Genomic DNA, 18,010 nt, shown 5'->3' with positions numbered 1-18,010 from the left:
CGCCGCCCCTGCCACCGGGAAAGGCTTGCGGAGAATCGGATGCGATGCGAGCATTGCCGCACAATGGCTTCATCGCAATCCGATTCTCCGCTCCTCTTCGACCTGCCCGTGCGTCCCGACTTCACGCTCGAAGCGGGAATCATGCGCGACGGGCATGTGCCGGTCGCGGGCCTGGACGAGGTCGGGCGGGGGCCGCTGGCGGGGCCGGTGGTCGCGGCGGCCGTCATACTCGATCCGGAGCGCATTCCCGACGGCCTGGACGATTCCAAGCGGCTGTCGGCGGAAGAGCGCGAGACGATAGCCCAAGCCATCTTCGATGCGGCCATTGCCGTTTCCGTGGCCTCGGTCCCGGCTGCCGCCATCGATGCCACGGACATTCGCAAGGCCAGCCTGGAAGCGATGCGCAGGGCGTTGCACGGTCTGTGCGTGACGCCGCGCTATGCGTTCGCCGACGGGCGCGACATTCCGCCGGGGCTGTGCTGCCCGTGCCGCGCGGTCGTCAAGGGCGACCAGCGCTCGCAATCCATCGCCGCCGCCTCGATCGTCGCCAAGGTCACCCGCGACCGGATGATGGTCCGCACCGGCGGGGTGAGACCGCATTACGGGTTCGAAAGCCATGTCGGCTATGCCACGCCCCGTCATCGCTCGGCAATTGCCGAGCATGGCCCCTGGCTGCGCCTGCACCGGATGAGCTTTGCCCCGCTACGCGTGCGGGATGAAGTCGAGGCCTGCGCGGCGGATGTTCCGGCATAAGCCGACACTAAGCAGATCCAGGAAAAGTGGAAGCCGTCTTCGGCCCGGAAGATCATGCTCAAGTCAACCATGAAAAAACGCCGCCGGCGGTGCCGGCGGCGTTTGTGGCTTCAAAGCAAGTGTGGGCGCCGGAGGCTCAGTTCAGCTTGGACTTGACCTGGGCCACGGAGGACTTGAACAGATCGCCGCCCGTCTTGTCGTCGACCTTGTCGGCCAGGATGCGGCCGGCGGCGGCCACGGCGACGTCGACCGCCAGCGCACGCACTTCGCTCACCGCGTCGCGCTCGGCCTGGGCGATCTTCTGCTCGGCCAGTTCCGTGCGGCGGGCGACATATTCCTCGGTCTTCTGCTTGGCTTCGGCAAGGATCTGCTTCGACTCACGCTTGGCGGCGGCGACGAGGTCCTTCGCCTCCTGCTCGGCTTCCTGCCGTTTGCGCTGATACTCGGCCAGCAGCTGCTGGGCATCCTCGCGCAGCTTGCGCGCCTCCTCCAGCTCGTTGCGGATGCGGTCGGCACGGTCGTCCAGCGACCTGCCGATCATGCCCGGAACCTTCAGATAGGCCAAAATCGCCAGAAAGATGATGAGCGAAATGAGCGCCCAGAATGTCGCGTCCATGGCTCTCTCCTATCGCCCGACGGCCTTGACGGCTGCCGCCAAGCTCTTCTTGTCGACGGTCCCGCCGATCAGCTCCTGCACGATGGTGCCGGCCGTTTCCTCGGCAATCGTGCCGACATCCTTCAGCGCGGTGCTCTTGATCTCGGCGATGCGCGCTTCCGCCTTTTCCAGCTTGGCTTCGAGAGCCTGCTCGACCTTTCGGCGCTCGGCGTCGGCTTCCGCCTTGGCATTGTCGCGCGCTTCCTGGGCGATGGCGCCCGCCTTCTTGCGGGCGTCGGCCAGTTCCTGCTCGTAAGCGGCGACGGCCTCGTCGGCCTCTTCCTTCATGCGGGCCGCCTGATCGAGATCCTGCGCGATACGGTCGCGGCGCACCTCGAGAATACTGCCGATGCGCGGCAGGGCGACCTTTTTCAGGAACAGGTAGAACAGCCCGAAAGTAATCGCCAGCCACAGAAGCTGGGACGGGTAGGTCTCCGTTTCAAACGGCGGAAACGCAGGCTCGCCGGCGCCATGATCGGCCACACCCGTCTCGGTGAGCGTTTCGGCGTCGGTTGCCGGCGTTTGTGCATATGCAGGCGCCACGAACATGGCTTTCCCCTTGGGCGTTGCCTGGCACGTGAGCGCTGCCGCAACCACGTGCCTCGTTCACTGTCTCTGTCTTCCAGCGGCTTCGGCGGAAACCGAACCCGCTTCCAAACCTTCCGGCCGCGCATGGCGCGACCGGAACCGGCACGGAAAAGCCGCTGCTTAGGTGAAGAGGAGGAGCAGCGCGACGAGCAGCGAGAAGATGCCCAGCGCTTCGGTCACGGCGAAGCCGAAGATGAGACGGCCGAACTGGCCATCGGCGGCCGACGGATTGCGCAGCGCGCCCGCCAGATAGTTGCCGAAAATGTGGCCGAGGCCGATGCCGGCGCCGCCCATGCCGAGGCAGGCGATGCCCGCGCCGATTGCCTTTGCTGCTTCTACTTCCATCTTACAACTCCTTGTGGATCGTAGCTTTTCAGATTGCGTGTTGCAGCGGGTTCAGCCCGCCGATTCCATTGGTGGCCTATTCCATCAATGACTGGGGTGCAGAGCGTCGTTGAGGTACATGCAGGTGAGGACCGCGAAGACGTAGGCCTGCAGGAAGGCCACCAGAAATTCAAGGCCGGTAAGCGCCACCGTCATGGCCAGCGGCAGCACCGCGCCGGCGACGCCGACGGCGCCGAACGCGCTGAGCGAGGTGACGAAACCGGCGAAAACCTTGAGCGTGATGTGCCCGGCCAGCATGTTGGCGAACAGGCGCACGGACAGGCTGACGGGACGGGACAGGAACGAAACGACCTCAATCAGCACGACCAGCGGGATAAGCGCGGCGGGAACGCCGTCCGGCACGAACAGGTTGAGGAACTTGAAGCCGTGCTTCCAGAAACCGTAAATGAGAACGGTGCCGATCACCAGCATGGCAAGGGCAAAAGTGACGATGATGTGGCTGGTGACCGTGAAGAAATACGGCACCATGCCGAAAAGATTGGCGACCAGCACGAACATGAAGAGCGAAAAGACGAGCGGGAAAAAGCGCATTCCCTGCGAGCCGGCGGCGTCTCGCAGCATCGATGCGATGAACTCGTAGGCCATCTCGGAGACCGACTGGAGGCGGCCCGGCACGAGGCCGCGGCTCGACGTCGTCAGGAAGAGAAAGGCGCCGGCCCCGAGCACCGTCGCCAGCATGAAGGCGGACGAGTTGGTGAAGGAAAAATCCAGCCCCCCAATCTCGATGGGGATCAGTTTCGAGATCTGGAACTGGTGGATCGGATCGGTTGCCACTGGGATCCCCTCGCTTTCAAATCGCGGCCGCTGCCGCCTATTTCGCCTCTCGGTCGGAACGGCCCTTGTCCGGCGTCCGCGCCCCGAATTCGGCAACTTTCCCTGCAGAACGCAGGACATTAAGAACCCCTGCCCCGAAACCGACGAGCAGGAAAATGATCAACCCCCAGGGCGACGTGCCGGCCATCCTGTCGATGAACCAGCCCAGCCCCGCGCCGACCAGGATGCCCGCAATGAACTCGCTGGAAAGCTTGAGAGCATTCCCATACCCGCCCATGCTGCCGGCCCCGGCGGCCTTATCCCCCTCCGATGCGGACGGCCTTCTGGCTGCCAGCGCGGCCGCAAGGTCACGCCGCCGTCCGTCCAGATCGTCCGGCTTCTCCCGATCGGCCACCGCAACCTCCGTCCGGTTATCGGCAAGCGGCTGTCCGCTTCAAAGTCGCGCGCAACATAGTGACCGCTCCCGCGCCAGTCAAGCCGCCTGACGCCTCTGCCTGCAGGGCATTTTTACATGAAAAAACAGTTGTTTACCGCGGTGCGACAATGCGCCATGCGGGATCGCGTGCCGCGGCTGCGAAGAATCGCGGCCATCGGCGCCGTCAAATCGCGCGGCGCCGCCGGGCGGGTCCGGCCTGCGGCTCAGTTCCAGCCGCCGCCATAGGTGCGGTAAAAGATGTGCTGGCCGATCTTCTTCATGCGCTCCATCGCCGACGCCCAGCGCGGCTGCACATAGGTGGCGTGGTAGTGGGTCGAGGAACCGACCTCCTCCAGCCAGATCTTGCCGGCGGTGACGGCCATGCCCACTTCCTCGGCGGTCTTGTAGTGGCGGGGACTCTGCACCCGCTCGCGAATGCCGTCGCAGGCGAAGGAGAACTGGCAGCGGTTGCGCCAGTCCTTGTTCTGGTAGACGACGCCGCAGATCGTGTCCGGATAGGCGGGGTTGCGCACCCGGTTGAGGATGACCTGAGCGACGGCCGCCTGCCCCTTCACCAGCTCGCCGCGCGCCTCGAAATAGATGCCGGCGGCCAGGCACTGCTGCTCCCGGTCCGAAAACACCGACGCCGGCAAGGGCCGGCGCATCCACGGGTGATCGCTGTCGGCGCCCGGCGGGATGAAGCGGCCGGCCTTTTCCTCGTTGAGGATGCTGGCGAAGGGGGAAGCCTTGGCATAATCGGGTTCGGGCGGCGCGTAGGCCGTGGCGAGGATGTCCGGCTGATCGTTGTTGACCAGCTCGGCGATCATGCTGGGCATGCCGGAGGCCGCCGGCCTGTCCTGCCGCAGGTGGAATGCCTGGGCGATCTGGACTTCCTTGCCCTTGATGCCGGGTTTGGCGAAAGCCATCACGATGTCCGAGCCCGTTTCGGGGGAAAGCAGCGCACCCGTGCGCTCCAGCACCGAACCGGCATTGAAGAATTTCGGCGGAGAGACGGGGGCGACGTGGACGATGCGGCCCTGCTTGCCGGCGCGGTTCACGCGCTCTTCGTCCGGCGTTTCGACGGCGCCGGCCTTGGTGCGCAGCGCCACTTCGCCGATGCCCGGCGCATTCAGCCCCGCGCCCGAAAGCCGCGCGTCGCGCAGGCTCTCGTCGGCAAAGGGCATTTCCGCCTGGTGCACGGAGCCGGCGACCGAACGCTCGACCACCGCCGTCCAGCGGGCCTTGCCGTCCTGACCCGAAATCATGCTCGCCATGTCCTGATAGGCGGCGGCGGTCGGAAAACCGATCCAGATACCCAGCCCAAGACAGATGGGAGAAAGAAGAGAGGTTTCGCGATCCGCCCGTTTCCGAGCCCGCATTACACCCGAACCAAACACCCGACCCTCACACACGCATTACGCAAAAACCAACCGAATTTGACGGTAATCGATTAACCTTGATCAGCCGTTAACGCGGGGAGCGATGGTGGGTGAAGGTGTCATTCTGGAGGCACGGAGGGTGATATGAGGGCGGTTGGGGTGATCGCGTAAGCATTGGCCGTTCAGGCATGGATCCTCGGGTCGGGGCCCGAGGATGACGAACTGTATGGTGAGATGCCGCTAACCGCCGACCTTGGTGATTGACAACAGCCCCTCAACCTTCGTCATCCTCGGGCCCCGACCCGAGGATCCATGCCTGAACCGTGAAAATACATCGGCAGTGTCAGGTATCGTGGGTGCTGAACGTGTCGGCCCCGAAACGCGGAGCGCTATCCGGCGATTTTCGAGAAATCGGCGACCTGGCCGGTTGCCCGGCGGATGCGTGCGAGGAGTGCGAGGCGGTTGGCACGAATTGAATCATTCTCGTCGTTTACGAGCACATGCTCGAAGAATGAATCAACGGGCTCGCGCAGTGCGGCAAGCGCTTTCATCGCGGCGGAAAAGTCCTGGTTTTGAATCGCTTCGGCGGCTTTCTTCTCGGCGCCGTCCACGGCGGCGAAGAGAGCCTTTTCGGAAGCCTCGGCCAGGAGCGCGGGGTCTACCGCATCGGCGATGCGGGTGCCCTTCTTTTCCTCGGCGGTGAGAATGTTGGCGGCGCGCTTGGTGCCGGCAAGGAGGTTCTCGCCGTCAGGGGTGGCGAGGAGCTCCGACAGGGCCTCCACGCGGCGGACGATGAGGAGGAGGTCGTTGTTGTTTGCGGAAGCGTCCCCACTCTCGCTGGCCAACACCGCATCGATGAGATCGTAGCGGGCGCCCTGGTCGCGGAGATAGACCTTCAGGCGGTCGTGGAAGAAGGCGAGGAGATCGAAAACTTGAGCAGCAGCTTTCGGCCAAATGCCATCATCACTTTTCGGAACCGGCACATGCGTGTGCTCGTCCAGCCAACGGAGGAATTTCGGTCCAAGAAAGTCCGTTTCCTCCAACGTCGTCAGCCAAAATCGAATCCGGCCACTCACGGTATGGGCGCGCGGCCCTACTCGCCATGCAAGAAGACTGGCTAGGCCGTATGCGATCAATTCCAGCCGCACCCCATTCTCTACCACAATGCGAATTACCCCCAGCGCCGCCCTTCGCAGCGCGTAGGGATCCTTGCTCCCCGTCGGCTTTTCGTCGATGGCCCAGAAGCCCACCAGCATGTCGAGCTTGTCGGCGAGCGCGACGGCGACCGATACCGGATCGGTGGGGACGATGTCGGTGGGGCCTAGGGGCTTGTAGTGCTCCTCGATGGCGGCGGCGACGGAGGGGTGTTCGCCTTGCAGGTCAGCATATTTGCGGCCGATGGCGCCCTGGAGTTCGGGGAACTCGCCGACGACTTCCGTCTGGAGGTCCGCCTTGGCGAGGACGGCGGCGCGTTCGGCGAGCGCCGGGTCGGCGCCGACGACGGGGGCGAGTTCGCGGGCCAGCCGGCGGATGCGCTCTACGCGCTCGCCTTGGGTGCCGAGCTTGGCATGGAAGGTGACGCCCAGATGGTCGAGCCGGGCCATGCGCTGGTCCAGCGGCTTCTTCAAATCGAGGCCGAATTTTTCGGCCGATGCCGCGAGCTTGTCGAGGTCGGGCAGGTTGGCCTGGTCGGTCTTCCAGAAATAGAGCGCGTCGGAAAGCCGGGCGCGCACGACCTTGCCGTTGCCGTGGGCTATTTCCTTGCCGCCGTCCTTCGCCTCGATATTGGCGGTGATGACGAAGCGGTTCGACAGCTTGTCCGGCTCGCCCTGGGGCCGGCAGACGAAGCATTTCTGGTTGGCGCGGATGGTGAGCCGGATCACTTCCGGCGGGATTTCCAGATATTCCTCCTCAAAGGTGCCCATCAGCACGACCGGCCATTCGACGAGGCCGGAGACTTCTTCGAGAAGCCCCTCGTCCTCGACCAACTCCAGCCCGTTGGCGAAGGCCAGGTTGCGGGCATCGTCCAGGATCATGCGCTTGCGGCGCTCGGCGTCGAGCACGACCTTTGCCGCGCCCAGCTTCTCGGCATAGTCCTCGAAGCGGCGCACCTTTATGGCCTCGGGCGCGTGGAAGCGGTGGCCGTAGGTGACGTTCGAGGAGCAGATGCCGTCGACCTCGAAATTGACCACCACCGGCTCCTCCGTCTCCGGCCCGAAGGTGCAGAGGATCGATTGTAGCGGACGCACCCAGCGCAGGCTGCCCGGCTTGCGCGAGGCCGCACCCCAGCGCATGGATTTCGGCCACGGGAAATCGCGGATGATGGCGGGCATGATCTCGGCGATGATCTCCTCCGCCGCCCTGCCCTTCTTCTCGATCACGGCGACGTAGAAATCGCCCTTTTTCGGGTCGGTGCGGATTTCCGCCTCGTCCACCGAGGAAAGCCCGGCGCCGCGCAGAAAGCCTTCGACGGCCTTTTCCGGCGCGTCGATGCGCGGGCCCTTGCGCTCCTCGCGCACATCCTTCGAACGGGCCGTCAGGCCGCGAAGATCGAGCGTCAGCCGGCGCGGCGTCCAGTATTCCTGCGCGCCTTCATAGGTGAGCCCGGCGTCCACCAGCGCGTCGGTGACGAGCTTCTTCAGATCGCCCGCCGCCTTGCGCTGCATGCGGGCGGGGATTTCCTCGGAGCGAAGTTCGAGAAGAAGGTCGGGCATCAGTGCGCCTCCATCCGCATGCCGTCCTCGCCATGGCCCGTCCTCGCGCCTGCGGCGCTGCGGGCGCGCGGGCGGGCGGGAATCTTTTCGGGGCGAAGTTCAAGAAGGAGGTCGGGCATGGGGGGTCTCTGAAGCGAGGTCTGTGTTGCGAGCGGCAATAGCAAAGCAGCCCTTCGCTGTCACTCTTTCCCGTCACCCGAGAGTGCATTCTCCAGCGTCAGGACAATTTTCGCCGCCATTGTCGGGCTGTCCGGAGCTTCCCCGTCCTTGAAGCGAAATCTCCAATGAACCGAAAGGCGCGCTGAAGCGACAAACGCTTCAGATAGGCAATTCTTGTCCGGAAAACGGCTATGACAACGGTATCGACCCTTCTGCAGATATGTGCGCTCAGCGCCTGCCTCGTCACGCAGGCCATACCCGCCATCGGCGAAGAGCAGGCCGGCATACGGCGGGCGTTGCAGACGATGGATCGGCCGGTTTCCGCGCTGGCGGCGCAACTGCCGACAGAGCCTGCGGGGCAATGTTGCGTGCTTCAGGGGGCGGCGAATTAGGCGCCAATTCTACTGTTGTGATTTACTGCCGCGCCCCTTCGCACCCCCCTCTGCCCTGCCGGGCATCTCCCCCTCAAGGGGGGAGATTGGCTGTCGTGACCGGTTTCGCCAATCTCCGACCGCCGAAGAATCGGGCGAGACGACGATGAAGAGACGATCTCCCCCCTTGAGGGGGAGATGCCCGGCAGGGCAGAGGGGGGTGATGCAGGGCGCTGCGCTCAGGCCGCTTCGAACGCTGCCCCGCCGGCTTCGGTCAGCAGAAACGCCTCGCCGCAGGCCTTGGCCAGGTCCCGCACCTTGAGGATGTAGCTCTGGCGCTCGGTGACGGAAATGACGCCGCGCGCGTCCAGGAGGTTGAAGACATGGCTGGCCTTGATGCACTGGTCGTAGGCGGGCAGCACGCATTTGTGCAGGCGGCCTGCCTCGTCGGGGGCGCCGGCAGCCAGGAGCGCGCGGCACTCGGCCTCGGCATCCTTGAAGTGCTGAAACAGGATGTCGGTATCGGCATATTCGAAATTGAAGCGCGAATATTCCTGCTCGGCCTGCAGGAACACATCGCCATAGGTGACCTTGGCGTCGCCTTCCAGACCGTTGAAGTTCAGGTCGTAGACATTGTCGACGCCCTGCACATACATGGCCAGCCGCTCCAGCCCATAGGTGAGCTCGCCGGAGACGGGGGCGCATTCGATACCGCAGACCTGCTGGAAATAGGTGAACTGCGAGACCTCCATGCCGTCGCACCAGCACTCCCAGCCGAGCCCCCAGGCGCCGAGCGTGGGGCTTTCCCAATCGTCCTCGACGAAGCGTATGTCGTGGGTGGCCATGTCGAGGCCGATGGCCTCCAGCGATCCCAGATAGAGCTCCTGCAGGTTCGACGGGTTGGGCTTGAGGATCACCTGATACTGGTAATAGTGCTGCAGGCGGTTGGGGTTTTCGCCGTAGCGGCCGTCCTTGGGGCGGCGGGAGGGCTGGACATAGGCCGCGTTCCACGGTTTCGGGCCCAGCGAGCGCAGCGTGGTGGCGGGGTGGAACGTTCCCGCGCCCACTTCCATGTCGTAGGGCTGCAGGATCACGCAGCCCTTTTCCGCCCAGTAGTTGTGGAGCGCCAGGATCAGCCCCTGAAAGGAGCGGGTCGGGTGCGTGTTGGGCAGTGTCGTGGCGTTCACGTCGCGTCTCCGGCGGCCGATGCGGTGGGTGGCAACGTCCTATTCGCCGCCCGGTCGGGCGTCAAGGACGCCTTTCCGCGGGGCCCCGGCTACTGGCCGCCGGCGGGCAGCTTGATCTCCTGCCCGACCTCAATGCGGTCGGGATTGCCGCCCAGCACGGGGTTGAGCCCCAGGATCTCGCGGAAACGCTCGCCGTCGCCAAGCTCCTCGGCGGCAATCGACCAGAGGGTCTGGCCGGGCTTGACGGTGTAGAGCGCAGGTTCGGCCGAGGCTTCCGGCTCGCCGGCTTCGGCGGGGGCCGTCACCGGTGCCCTGGGGGCCGTATCCGGCGCCCGGGGCTGGCCGGGTTCGGCGGGTCCGTCGGTCGCCACGTTGCGGGCGGTCCCGGCCGCGTCGGCCACCTTCTTCTGGTTGACCTCCGGCAGGCCCTCTTCCAGCTTGCGCCGCACCTCGGTCTCGATGTCGTCCTCGGGCTCCAGCACGAGCACCCGCGACCACTGGTAGCGCGCCTCCAGCTTGCGGCCGACGCGCCAATAGGCATCGCCCAGATGGTCGTTAAGGACGGCATCGTCGGGACGCAGGGAGACGGCGCGCTCCAGCTCCTCCACCGCTTCCTCGTAGCGCCCTAGCCGGTAATAGGCCCAGCCGAGGGAATCGACGATGTAGCCGTCGCTTGGACGAAGCTCGACCGCGCGGCGAATGAGGTCCAGCCCCTCCTCCAGGTTCATGTTCATGTCGACCCAGGAATAGCCCAGATAGTTCAGCACCTGCGGATGGTCGGGCGAAAGTTCGAGCGCCTTCTTGAAATTGGGCTCGGCTTTCTCCCATTCCTTCAGCCGCTCATAGGCGATGCCGCGCTGATAGAAGATGCTCCAGTGCTGCGGCCCCGGCTGTCCGCCGATCTCTTCGACAGCCCGGTCGTAGAGCGCGGCGGCGGAGGCGAAGTCCTTCTGGCTGGCATAGACGCTGCCCAGCGCGAGATAGGCGCGCATGTCGGAAGGATCGGCCTCCAGGACCTTGCTCAAATGGCCGATCGCCTCTTCCTCGCGGTCCATGTCGGCAAGGTTCAGCCCGATCTGGAACGATGCGAAGCGCGCCCAGGGCGAGCCGCCGTCGATCTGCTCGTAGAAGGCGATCGCCTTCTCCGATTCCTGCTGGCGTTCGGCCACATGGGCAAGCTGGACGAGAATGGCGTCGCCCTGCGGGCGCATGGCGAGCGCGAGCTGAAGGTAAAGCCGGACGATGGAATCGCCGCCCGCATTCGCCAGCTCGGTGGCCAGGTTGAGCAGGATTTCGGACGCGCCGTCTTCGGGCGTGCGAATCAGCGGCTCGAGCGTTTCGCCCGCCTCGATCCTCTCGCGCAGAACGGTGATCATGGCGACGCCGCCGCCGCCGGCTTCCGCCTTGTCCAGAACCTCGAGCGCCTTTTCGCTTTCGCCGCGCGCCGACAGGTACGAGGCGTAGACCTCGGCGATGCGGCCCATCGTATAGGAGGCGACCGATCGCGGGGCGATGTCGTTGAGCACCTTGTCGAAGGCCGCGACAGCCTCCTGATGGCGCTGGCCCTGAGCGAGCATCAGAGCGCGCTGATAGGTGGTGAACAGCGGATACCAGTCGGGGCCGTCCATGGCGTCAAGATTGGCGATCGCCGCATCCAGGTCGCCCTGGCCGGCCTTGGCCCAGCTCGTCATGACGCCGGTGATGAGCGCGTCGATATCGGTTTCCAGAACCAGCTCCAGCCAGCTTTCGGCCGCCTTGTATTCTGCCTCGCGAAAGGCATCGACAGCCAGGACCAGGCGCGAGAAACGCTCGACCTCGGGCACGCTTTTCAGCTTTTCGGCATAGGGAATGGCGTCGTCGATGCGGCCTTCGGCAAGCAGCGCCTGCAGGAGGCTGCTTTGCAGCGGCACATTGCCCGGATCGAAGGCGATGGCCCGCTTGTAGTACGAGATGGCGCTGTCGAAATCATTGTCGGCCTCGGCCGCGCGGCCGGCCAGGAATGCGCCGGAGAAGGAATGGGTGGAAACGGCCTCGGCGCCGTCGCCCTCCTTGGCCTGAACATTGCCCGATGTGAGAGCCAAGAGCACCGCCAAGGCAGCGGTGGTGGTGAGAGTAGCCTTGAAACGCCGCATCATCTTCCTTCCGTCGGCGGCCAGGCCCGCGGCCGCCTTTACCTGACCTGTATGGCCCAAACCTGTTCGGGCTTATTGCCAGAGAATGGCCTTTTTGCGGAGAGGCTTCAATGCGCGCTGACGATTTTCGGCCGGTTCACGTCACCCGGCTGATGCAAAAGTCGATGACGTCGAAAAGCGCCGCCTTTTGCGGCGTGTTCTTCAAGGGCGCCAGGGCGTCGCGGGCGATCTCGCCGAAATGGCGGGCGCGGCCGATCGTATCGCCGATGGCGCCATGCTTGTTCATCAGCCCCAGCGCCTTTTGCAGCGCCGCGTCGTCGCACTCGTTTTCCTCGATCGATCTCTTCCAGAACGCCCGCTCGTCCTCCGAGCCGCGCCGGTAGGCGAGGATGACGGGGAGCGTGACCTTGCCCTCGCGGAAATCGTCGCCGACATTCTTGCCGAGATCGCTGCTCTTGCCGCCGTAGTCCAGCGCATCGTCCACCAGCTGGAAGGCGAGCCCCAGATTGGTGCCGAAGGAGCGCAGCGCCGCGCGGTCGTTGCGGCTTGCCTGAGCGACGACGGGTCCGACCTCCGCGGCGGCCGAAAACAGCGCCGCCGTCTTGGCCTTGATGACGGCCAGATATTCGTCCTCGGTGGTCTCGAGGTTCTTTGCCACGCCGAGTTGCATCACCTCGCCCTCGGCAATCACCGAGGCGGCGGCGGAGAGGATGTCGAGCGCCTCGAGCGAGCCGACATCGACCATCACCCGGAACGCCTGGCCGAGCAGGTAGTCGCCCACCAGCACGCTCGCCTGGTTGCCCCAGATCATGCGCGCCGTCTTGCGGCCCCGGCGCAGGTCGCTCTCGTCCACCACATCGTCGTGCAACAGTGTGGCCGTGTGCATGAACTCGACCGCCATGGCGAGCTTCACGTGACCTTCGCCTTCGTAGCCGAACATCTGGGCGGCCGCGAGCGTCACCATGGGCCGCAGGCGCTTGCCGCCGGAGGAGATGAGGTGCTGGGCAAGCTCGGGGATCAGTTCGACATCGGAACCGGCCTTGGCCAGGATCAGCTCGTTGACGCGCGCCATGTCGTCTTGCGTGAGGGCGACCAGCGGCTCGATGGATCCGGCGCCGCGTTTGCCGTCTTCAAGATTCAATACGACGCCCACGACCGTCTCCTCTGCGTTGCCATCCAGGATGTGCCGAACCTTATGACCGTGCGGACGGCTCCTGCAAGCGGCGAATTAGCGCGGATCGGGCGATAGAACAACCAGCGGCGATTTACAAGGCAGGCGCGAACTGCCAACGTCCGGGTCCAGAAACATGTGTGGATGCCGATGCAAGAAATCCTGCGCACCAACGATCCCGTAACGATCTCCTTCGTCGAAAGCCTGCTGCGCGACGCCGGCATCGGCTTTCTCGTGGCCGACCAGAACATGAGCATCATGGAAGGGTCGCTGGGCGTGCTGCCCCGGCGGGTGCTGGTGGAGGACGGCGCGCTGGACCAGGCGCGTCAACTGCTTGCCGACGCCGGAGTGAGCATCGGCCGGTAACTGCCATGGACAGCCAGACGGACACGGCGACACTCGACGCGTTCCACCGGGGGCGCTTCCACCTCGTCCAGCCGGCGGCCAAGGGCCACCGCTCGGGCATCGACGCAATGCTCCTGGCGGCCGCCGTGCCGGACGGCTTTTCCGGCGATCTGGCGGATCTTGGGGCGGGCGCCGGCGCGGCGGGTTTCGCCGTCGCCTCGCGCTGCCCCGCCGCCCGGGTGACGCTTGTCGAACGTGCGGCCGAAATGGCTGGTTATGCCCGGCGGAGCGTCGCGCTCCCCCAGAACAGCGCCTATGCCGGACGCATAAGCGTGATCGAAGCCGACGTGGCGCTGTCGGGCAAGGCGCGCGTGGCGGCGGGGCTTGCCGACCGCGCCTACGACTTCGTCATCATGAACCCGCCCTTCAACGATGCGCGGGACCGGACAACGCCCCATGCGCTGAAGCGGGAGGCGCATGTGATGGAGGACGGAATGTTCGAGCGGTGGATCAAGACCGCCGCCGCCATTGCCCGGCCGTCGGCCGGCCTTGCCATCATCGCGCGCGCCGGATCGCTGGAGGAAATCCTGCGGGCGCTTGGCGGACGGTTCGGAAGCATCGCCATCCTTCCCATCCATCCGCGCGAGGGCGAGGCCGCGATCCGCATCGTCGTCCGCGCCGTCAAGGGATCGCGCGGCGGGCCGCGCATCCTGCCGGGGCTCATCCTGCATGGGGATTCGGGTTATCGTGCGCCGGCGGAGGCGGTCATCAATGGGCAGGCGTCGCTGTTTGGGGACTGATGAAGCCGCAGGGGCATGGCAGCCATTGCGCCCGACGCCCAAATGCCTACATGCAACACCGACGAGTACCGTCATTCTGGAGAAGCCAATTGAGCACCGCCCTTTCCCGCATTCTGCCGAAATCGCTGCGTGCCGATGGCACGATCATCCCCGTCGTCCGCCTGCAGGGCGCGATCATGTCGGGGGGCAGTCCGCTGCGGCAGCATCTTTCGCTGGCTTCGAGCGCCGGGCTCCTCGAAAAGGCTTTTTCCTACCGGAAGTCGCCGGCGGTGGCGATTGCGATCAATTCGCCAGGCGGCTCGCCGGTCCAGTCCCGCCTCATCTACAAGCGCATCCGCGATCTGGCGGAAGAGAAGAAGAAGCGGGTTTTCGTCTTCGTCGAGGACGTGGCCGCCTCGGGCGGATATCTGATAGCTCTGGCGGGCGACGAAATCATTGCCGATCCCTCTTCGATCGTGGGCTCGATCGGCGTCGTTTCAGCCGGTTTCGGCTTCCAGGAGATGATCAAGAAGATCGGCGTCGAGCGGCGCATCCACACGGCCGGCCAGAACAAGGCGATCCTCGACCCCTTCCAGCCGGAGAAGAAGGAGGATATCGAGCGCCTGAAATCGATACAGCTCGACGTGCACGAGACCTTCATCCAACTGGTGAAAGAGCGGCGCGGCGCGAAGCTGGCCGACGACGATGAATTGTTCACGGGCGCGTTCTGGGCCGGTGAACGCGGCCGGGCGCTGGGGCTGGTGGATGATATCGGCGACATGCGCGGCTTCCTGAGGCAGCGCTACGGCGACAAGACGAGCCTGAAACTCGTCAGCCAGCCGCGCAGCCTGTTCGGCCGCAGGATGACGCTGTTCGGCGCGGATCAGGCCAGCGAGATGGCAGCCTCGGCAGCGGCGGGGCTGCTCAGCGCGGCCGAGGAGCAGGCGCTCTGGCGGCGGTTCGGGCTGTAACGATTTCCCGCTTTTGCCGTTACGGCCCGAAGGGCCTATTATGGCGGATGTTGCGATGGAGGTGACCAACCATGCCGCAATTGATATTCTTTGCCGCAGTCGGCGTGGCGGCCTATATCGGCTATAGATCGCTGATGCGCGAAGCCGAGCGCGTGACCCAGCGGGCGCGGCGCATCCGCCGGGAGGCCGAGACCGGCAGCATGGGCACCCTCGTCAAGGATCCGGAAACCGGCGAGTACCGCCCCGCCAGGGACTGAGCGACAGCCGCCATTTCCGCAATCGGAGTCCGCGAGAAGATGCAGTGCCGCGCCCCCGCTAAGGTCAATCTGGCGCTCCATGTGACGGGACGGCGCGCGGACGGCTATCACCTTCTTGAAAGCCTCGTCGTATTCACCGAATTCTGCGATCTGCTCGAAGCCGATGCCGCGGAGCAGGACAGCCTGTCGATCACCGGCCCGCAAGCGGCTCGTGTGCCCATCAGCGGCGAAAACCTCGTGGTGAAGGCCCGCGACCTGATGCGGGAGCGGTTCGGCGCGGCGGCCGGCAAGCCGGTCGCGCTTCATCTGGACAAGCAATTGCCGGTGGCGGCGGGCATCGGCGGGGGTTCGGCCAATGCAGCGGCGGCGCTGGACCTGCTTTGCAGGTTCTGGGAGATCGATCCCGACCGGCAGGAACTCAACGAGATCGCGCTGGCGCTGGGCGCCGACGTGCCCATGTGCCTGGCCGGACAGCCGCTTGTGGCGCGGGGCATCGGAGAGATTCTGGAGCCCGTGCAGGCGCTGCCCCGCCTGGCGATGCTGCTCGTCAACCCGAACCTTCCCCTGCCAACGCCGCAAGTCTTCTCGGCCCTTGCCAGGCGCGACAACGCGCCGTTGCCGGAGCTCGTCTTCCGCGACGGGCCGGGCGACCTTGCCGCCTGGCTGGAAGCCACCCGCAACGACCTCGAACGCCCCGCCCGCGAACTGCTGCCGCAGATCAACACCGTGCTCGACGCGATTGACGGGCATGGAGCATCCGTGGCGCGGATGTCGGGATCGGGCGCCACCTGCTTCGGCCTTTTCGACCATATCGAGGCCGCCCGGGAAGCGGGCGAGGCGATAGCGGCGGTTCACCCGGAATGGTTCGTGCGGGCCACCGCGACACTGGCTGAAAAGGAGGCAATGGCCGATGCCTGAACGCCAATTCATTCCGGTGCGCTTCGCCGTGCTTACGGTTTCGGACACCAGGACCATGGAGGACGACAAATCGGGGGCGACGCTCGCCGAGCGGATCGAGCAGTCGGGCCATGTCCTGACCGACCGCAAGATCGTTCCGGACGTCGTCCACGCCATCCGCCGCACCGTCACATCCATGTGCGCAAACACAGACGTCGACGCCGTCATCGTGACCGGCGGCACCGGCTTCACCGGGCGCGACGTGACGCCCGAGGCGCTGGAGCCGCTGTTCGAAAAGCGGATGGAGGGCTTTTCCCATGTCTTCCACCGGATTTCCTTCGAAAATATCGGCACGTCCACGATACAGTCGCGCGCGATCGCGGGCCTGATCGAGCACAAATTCGTCTTCGCCCTGCCCGGCTCGCCCGGCGCATGCCGCGATGCCTGGGACCACATATTGAAGGACCAGTTCGACTACCGGCACATGCCGTGCAACTTCGTCGAGATCATGCCACGGCTGGACGAGCACATGCGGCGCAAGAAGGGATAGGTTCGACTGTCGCACGCGTGCCCGCTGCACCTTTTTCCGGCGTGCAGAACGCGGGCGCGAGGGAGCGTGGCGGGAACCGCTACTTCTTTTTCTTGGCCCGCCCGGCATAGGGGTTCTCGGAGGCGCGCAGGGCCAGGCGGATCGGCACGCCGTGGATGTCGAAGGCCTCCCGGAGGCCGTTCGTCAGGTAGCGCACGTAGGATTGCGGCATGGATTCGGGGCGCGAGCAGGAAACCACGAAGCCGGGCGGACGCGTCTTGATCTGGGAGATGTATTTGACCTTCAGGCGGCGCCCTGCCACCGCCGGCGGCGGGTGCTGGGCCGAGGCCCGCTCCAGCCAACGGTTGAGCGGTCCGGTGGGAATGCGGCGGTTCCAGACCTCGTGGGTTTCAAGGGCCGCGTCCATCAGCCGGTCGAGCCCTTTGCCCGTCTCCGCCGAGACGGGCACGGCCTTCAGGCCGCGCGCCTGGGGCAGAAGGCGCTCCGTCTTCTCGCGCAGTTCGGCCAGCGTCTCCTGACGATTTTCGATCAGGTCCCATTTGTTGAAGGCGATGACCGGGGCGCGGCCTTCGCGAATGATCAGATCGGCGATCTGCAGATCCTGCTTCTCGAAAGGCATGGTCGCGTCGAACACGACAATGACGATCTCGGCGAAACGGATCGCGCGCAGCGTGTCCGCGACCGACAGCCTTTCCAGCTTTTCCTGCACCTTTGCCTTGCGGCGCATGCCGGCCGTGTCGAACAACTTGATGTCGCGGCCGCGCCAGGACCAATCGACCGAGATGGAATCGCGGGTGATGCCGGCTTCGGGCCCTGTCAACATGCGCTCTTCGCCCAATAGGGTGTTGATGAGGGTCGACTTGCCGGCGTTCGGCCTGCCGACCACGGCCACGCGTATCGGCTTGGTCGGGTCGTAGCCGATGTCTTCGGCATCCGGATCTATGTCGTCGCCGGGCATGGCCGCTTCGGGCAGAAGCTCCGGCGCGGCGGGTTCTTCCTCGCCCGTGCCGTGCCCTTCCATGATGGCGGCTATGGCGTCGCGCAAATCGGGCAAGCCGGTGCCGTGCTCGGCGGAAATGCCGATGGGCTCCCCTATTCCAAGGTTCCAGGCTTCGAGCACGCCGTTTGCGGCGCTGCGCACGTCGGCCTTGTTGACGACCAGCACGACCGGCTTTGAGGTGCGGCGCACGACTTCGGCAAACCGACGATCGTCGGGCATCAGCCCGGCGCGGCCGTCGATCATGAACAGGACGAGGTCGGCTTCGGCGATCGCGCTTTCGGTCTGCGCGCGCATGCGGCCTTCAAGGGTGGCGGCGGCGGCGTCCTCGAAACCGGCGGTGTCGATAACGTCGAACCGCAGGTCCTGCAGCCGCGCGGGATGAACCCGCCGGTCGCGGGTGACGCCGGGCGTATCGTCGACGAGCGCGATGCGACGGCCGACCAGCCGGTTGAACAAGGTCGACTTGCCGACATTGGGCCGTCCGACGATGGCGACCTTGAATGCCATG

At 65.4% G+C, this 18,010-nt stretch carries 19 protein-coding genes; 8 read left to right on the top strand and 11 right to left on the bottom strand.

Going from position 1 to position 18,010, the window contains the following annotated elements; translation table 11 throughout:
* Nucleotides 1-63: 63 nt before the first annotated feature.
* Nucleotides 64-753 (top strand): ribonuclease HII, encoded by a 690-nt coding sequence (locus NTH_RS16055; protein WP_338530956.1) that lies wholly within the window; start codon nucleotides 64-66, stop codon nucleotides 751-753.
* A 136-nt stretch (nucleotides 754-889) separates the two neighbouring features.
* On the opposite strand, the gene NTH_RS16050 is transcribed toward NTH_RS16055, so the two are convergent.
* From NTH_RS16050 to glyS, 7 genes are all read right to left on the bottom strand, one after another.
* The gene (locus NTH_RS16050; protein WP_338530955.1) at nucleotides 890-1,369 is read right to left on the bottom strand and encodes a F0F1 ATP synthase subunit B; all 480 of its coding nucleotides are present in this window, start codon (nucleotides 1,367-1,369) and stop codon (nucleotides 890-892) included.
* A gap of 9 nt (nucleotides 1,370-1,378) precedes the next feature.
* A complete protein-coding gene (locus tag NTH_RS16045) occupies nucleotides 1,379-1,957 on the bottom strand; it encodes a F0F1 ATP synthase subunit B (protein ID WP_338530954.1) in 579 nt (192 codons plus the stop codon).
* 159 nt (nucleotides 1,958-2,116) lie between these two features.
* Nucleotides 2,117-2,341 (bottom strand): F0F1 ATP synthase subunit C, encoded by a 225-nt coding sequence (locus tag NTH_RS16040; protein ID WP_008595464.1) that lies wholly within the window; start codon nucleotides 2,339-2,341, stop codon nucleotides 2,117-2,119.
* Between the two features lie 84 nt (nucleotides 2,342-2,425).
* Nucleotides 2,426-3,175 carry a F0F1 ATP synthase subunit A gene (locus NTH_RS16035; protein WP_338530953.1) on the bottom strand — a complete coding sequence of 250 codons (750 nt, stop codon included), beginning with the start codon at nucleotides 3,173-3,175 and terminating at the stop codon, nucleotides 2,426-2,428.
* Nucleotides 3,176-3,212: 37 nt separating this feature from the next.
* Nucleotides 3,213-3,569 carry an AtpZ/AtpI family protein gene (locus NTH_RS16030; protein WP_338530952.1) on the bottom strand — a complete coding sequence of 119 codons (357 nt, stop codon included), beginning with the start codon at nucleotides 3,567-3,569 and terminating at the stop codon, nucleotides 3,213-3,215.
* 245 nt (nucleotides 3,570-3,814) lie between these two features.
* A complete protein-coding gene (locus NTH_RS16025) occupies nucleotides 3,815-4,969 on the bottom strand; it encodes a cell wall hydrolase (RefSeq protein ID WP_338530951.1) in 1,155 nt (384 codons plus the stop codon).
* A gap of 389 nt (nucleotides 4,970-5,358) precedes the next feature.
* Nucleotides 5,359-7,683 (bottom strand): glycine--tRNA ligase subunit beta, encoded by a 2,325-nt coding sequence (gene glyS, locus NTH_RS16020; RefSeq protein ID WP_338530950.1) that lies wholly within the window; start codon nucleotides 7,681-7,683, stop codon nucleotides 5,359-5,361.
* A 350-nt stretch (nucleotides 7,684-8,033) separates the two neighbouring features.
* Between glyS and NTH_RS16015 the strand changes: the two genes are divergently transcribed.
* A complete protein-coding gene (locus tag NTH_RS16015) occupies nucleotides 8,034-8,234 on the top strand; it encodes a hypothetical protein (protein WP_338530949.1) in 201 nt (66 codons plus the stop codon).
* A 218-nt stretch (nucleotides 8,235-8,452) separates the two neighbouring features.
* On the opposite strand, the gene NTH_RS16010 is transcribed toward NTH_RS16015, so the two are convergent.
* The 3 genes from NTH_RS16010 to NTH_RS16000 form a co-directional block, all read right to left on the bottom strand.
* Complete coding sequence (locus tag NTH_RS16010) at nucleotides 8,453-9,400, bottom strand: glycine--tRNA ligase subunit alpha (RefSeq protein ID WP_338530948.1); 948 nt, start codon at nucleotides 9,398-9,400, stop codon at nucleotides 8,453-8,455.
* Nucleotides 9,401-9,489: 89 nt separating this feature from the next.
* Nucleotides 9,490-11,532 (bottom strand): tetratricopeptide repeat protein, encoded by a 2,043-nt coding sequence (locus NTH_RS16005; protein WP_338530947.1) that lies wholly within the window; start codon nucleotides 11,530-11,532, stop codon nucleotides 9,490-9,492.
* Nucleotides 11,533-11,668: 136 nt separating this feature from the next.
* Complete coding sequence (locus NTH_RS16000) at nucleotides 11,669-12,685, bottom strand: polyprenyl synthetase family protein (RefSeq protein WP_338530946.1); 1,017 nt, start codon at nucleotides 12,683-12,685, stop codon at nucleotides 11,669-11,671.
* Between the two features lie 168 nt (nucleotides 12,686-12,853).
* Between NTH_RS16000 and NTH_RS15995 the strand changes: the two genes are divergently transcribed.
* From NTH_RS15995 to moaB, 6 genes are all read left to right on the top strand, one after another.
* Nucleotides 12,854-13,069, top strand: coding sequence for a DUF2007 domain-containing protein (locus NTH_RS15995; RefSeq protein WP_338531938.1), 216 nt, complete (start codon nucleotides 12,854-12,856; stop codon nucleotides 13,067-13,069).
* Nucleotides 13,070-13,074: 5 nt separating this feature from the next.
* Nucleotides 13,075-13,848: a tRNA1(Val) (adenine(37)-N6)-methyltransferase gene (locus NTH_RS15990; RefSeq protein ID WP_338530945.1), complete on the top strand. Its 774-nt coding sequence runs from the start codon at nucleotides 13,075-13,077 to the stop codon at nucleotides 13,846-13,848.
* 89 nt (nucleotides 13,849-13,937) lie between these two features.
* A complete protein-coding gene (locus NTH_RS15985) occupies nucleotides 13,938-14,798 on the top strand; it encodes a S49 family peptidase (RefSeq protein ID WP_338530944.1) in 861 nt (286 codons plus the stop codon).
* A gap of 71 nt (nucleotides 14,799-14,869) precedes the next feature.
* A complete protein-coding gene (locus tag NTH_RS15980) occupies nucleotides 14,870-15,055 on the top strand; it encodes a hypothetical protein (RefSeq protein ID WP_338530943.1) in 186 nt (61 codons plus the stop codon).
* Nucleotides 15,056-15,094: 39 nt separating this feature from the next.
* Nucleotides 15,095-15,973 (top strand): 4-(cytidine 5'-diphospho)-2-C-methyl-D-erythritol kinase, encoded by an 879-nt coding sequence (locus tag NTH_RS15975; RefSeq protein ID WP_338530942.1) that lies wholly within the window; start codon nucleotides 15,095-15,097, stop codon nucleotides 15,971-15,973.
* Nucleotides 15,966-16,502 (top strand): molybdenum cofactor biosynthesis protein B, encoded by a 537-nt coding sequence (gene moaB, locus NTH_RS15970; protein ID WP_338530941.1) that lies wholly within the window; start codon nucleotides 15,966-15,968, stop codon nucleotides 16,500-16,502. Before NTH_RS15975 ends, moaB begins: the two co-directional genes overlap by 8 nt.
* 79 nt (nucleotides 16,503-16,581) lie before the next feature.
* Here moaB and der read toward each other — a convergent pair whose 3' ends face one another.
* On the bottom strand, nucleotides 16,582-18,009 hold the full coding sequence (gene der / locus NTH_RS15965) for a ribosome biogenesis GTPase Der (protein ID WP_338530940.1): 1,428 nt from the start codon (nucleotides 18,007-18,009) through the stop codon (nucleotides 16,582-16,584).
* Between the last annotated feature and the right edge of the window lies 1 nt (nucleotide 18,010).

It is taken from the genome of Nitratireductor thuwali, assembly GCF_036621415.1.
In the GTDB taxonomy this organism is placed as follows: Bacteria; Pseudomonadota; Alphaproteobacteria; order Rhizobiales; family Rhizobiaceae; genus Chelativorans; species Chelativorans thuwali.
This window is presented reverse-complemented; position numbering and strand designations above follow the sequence as displayed.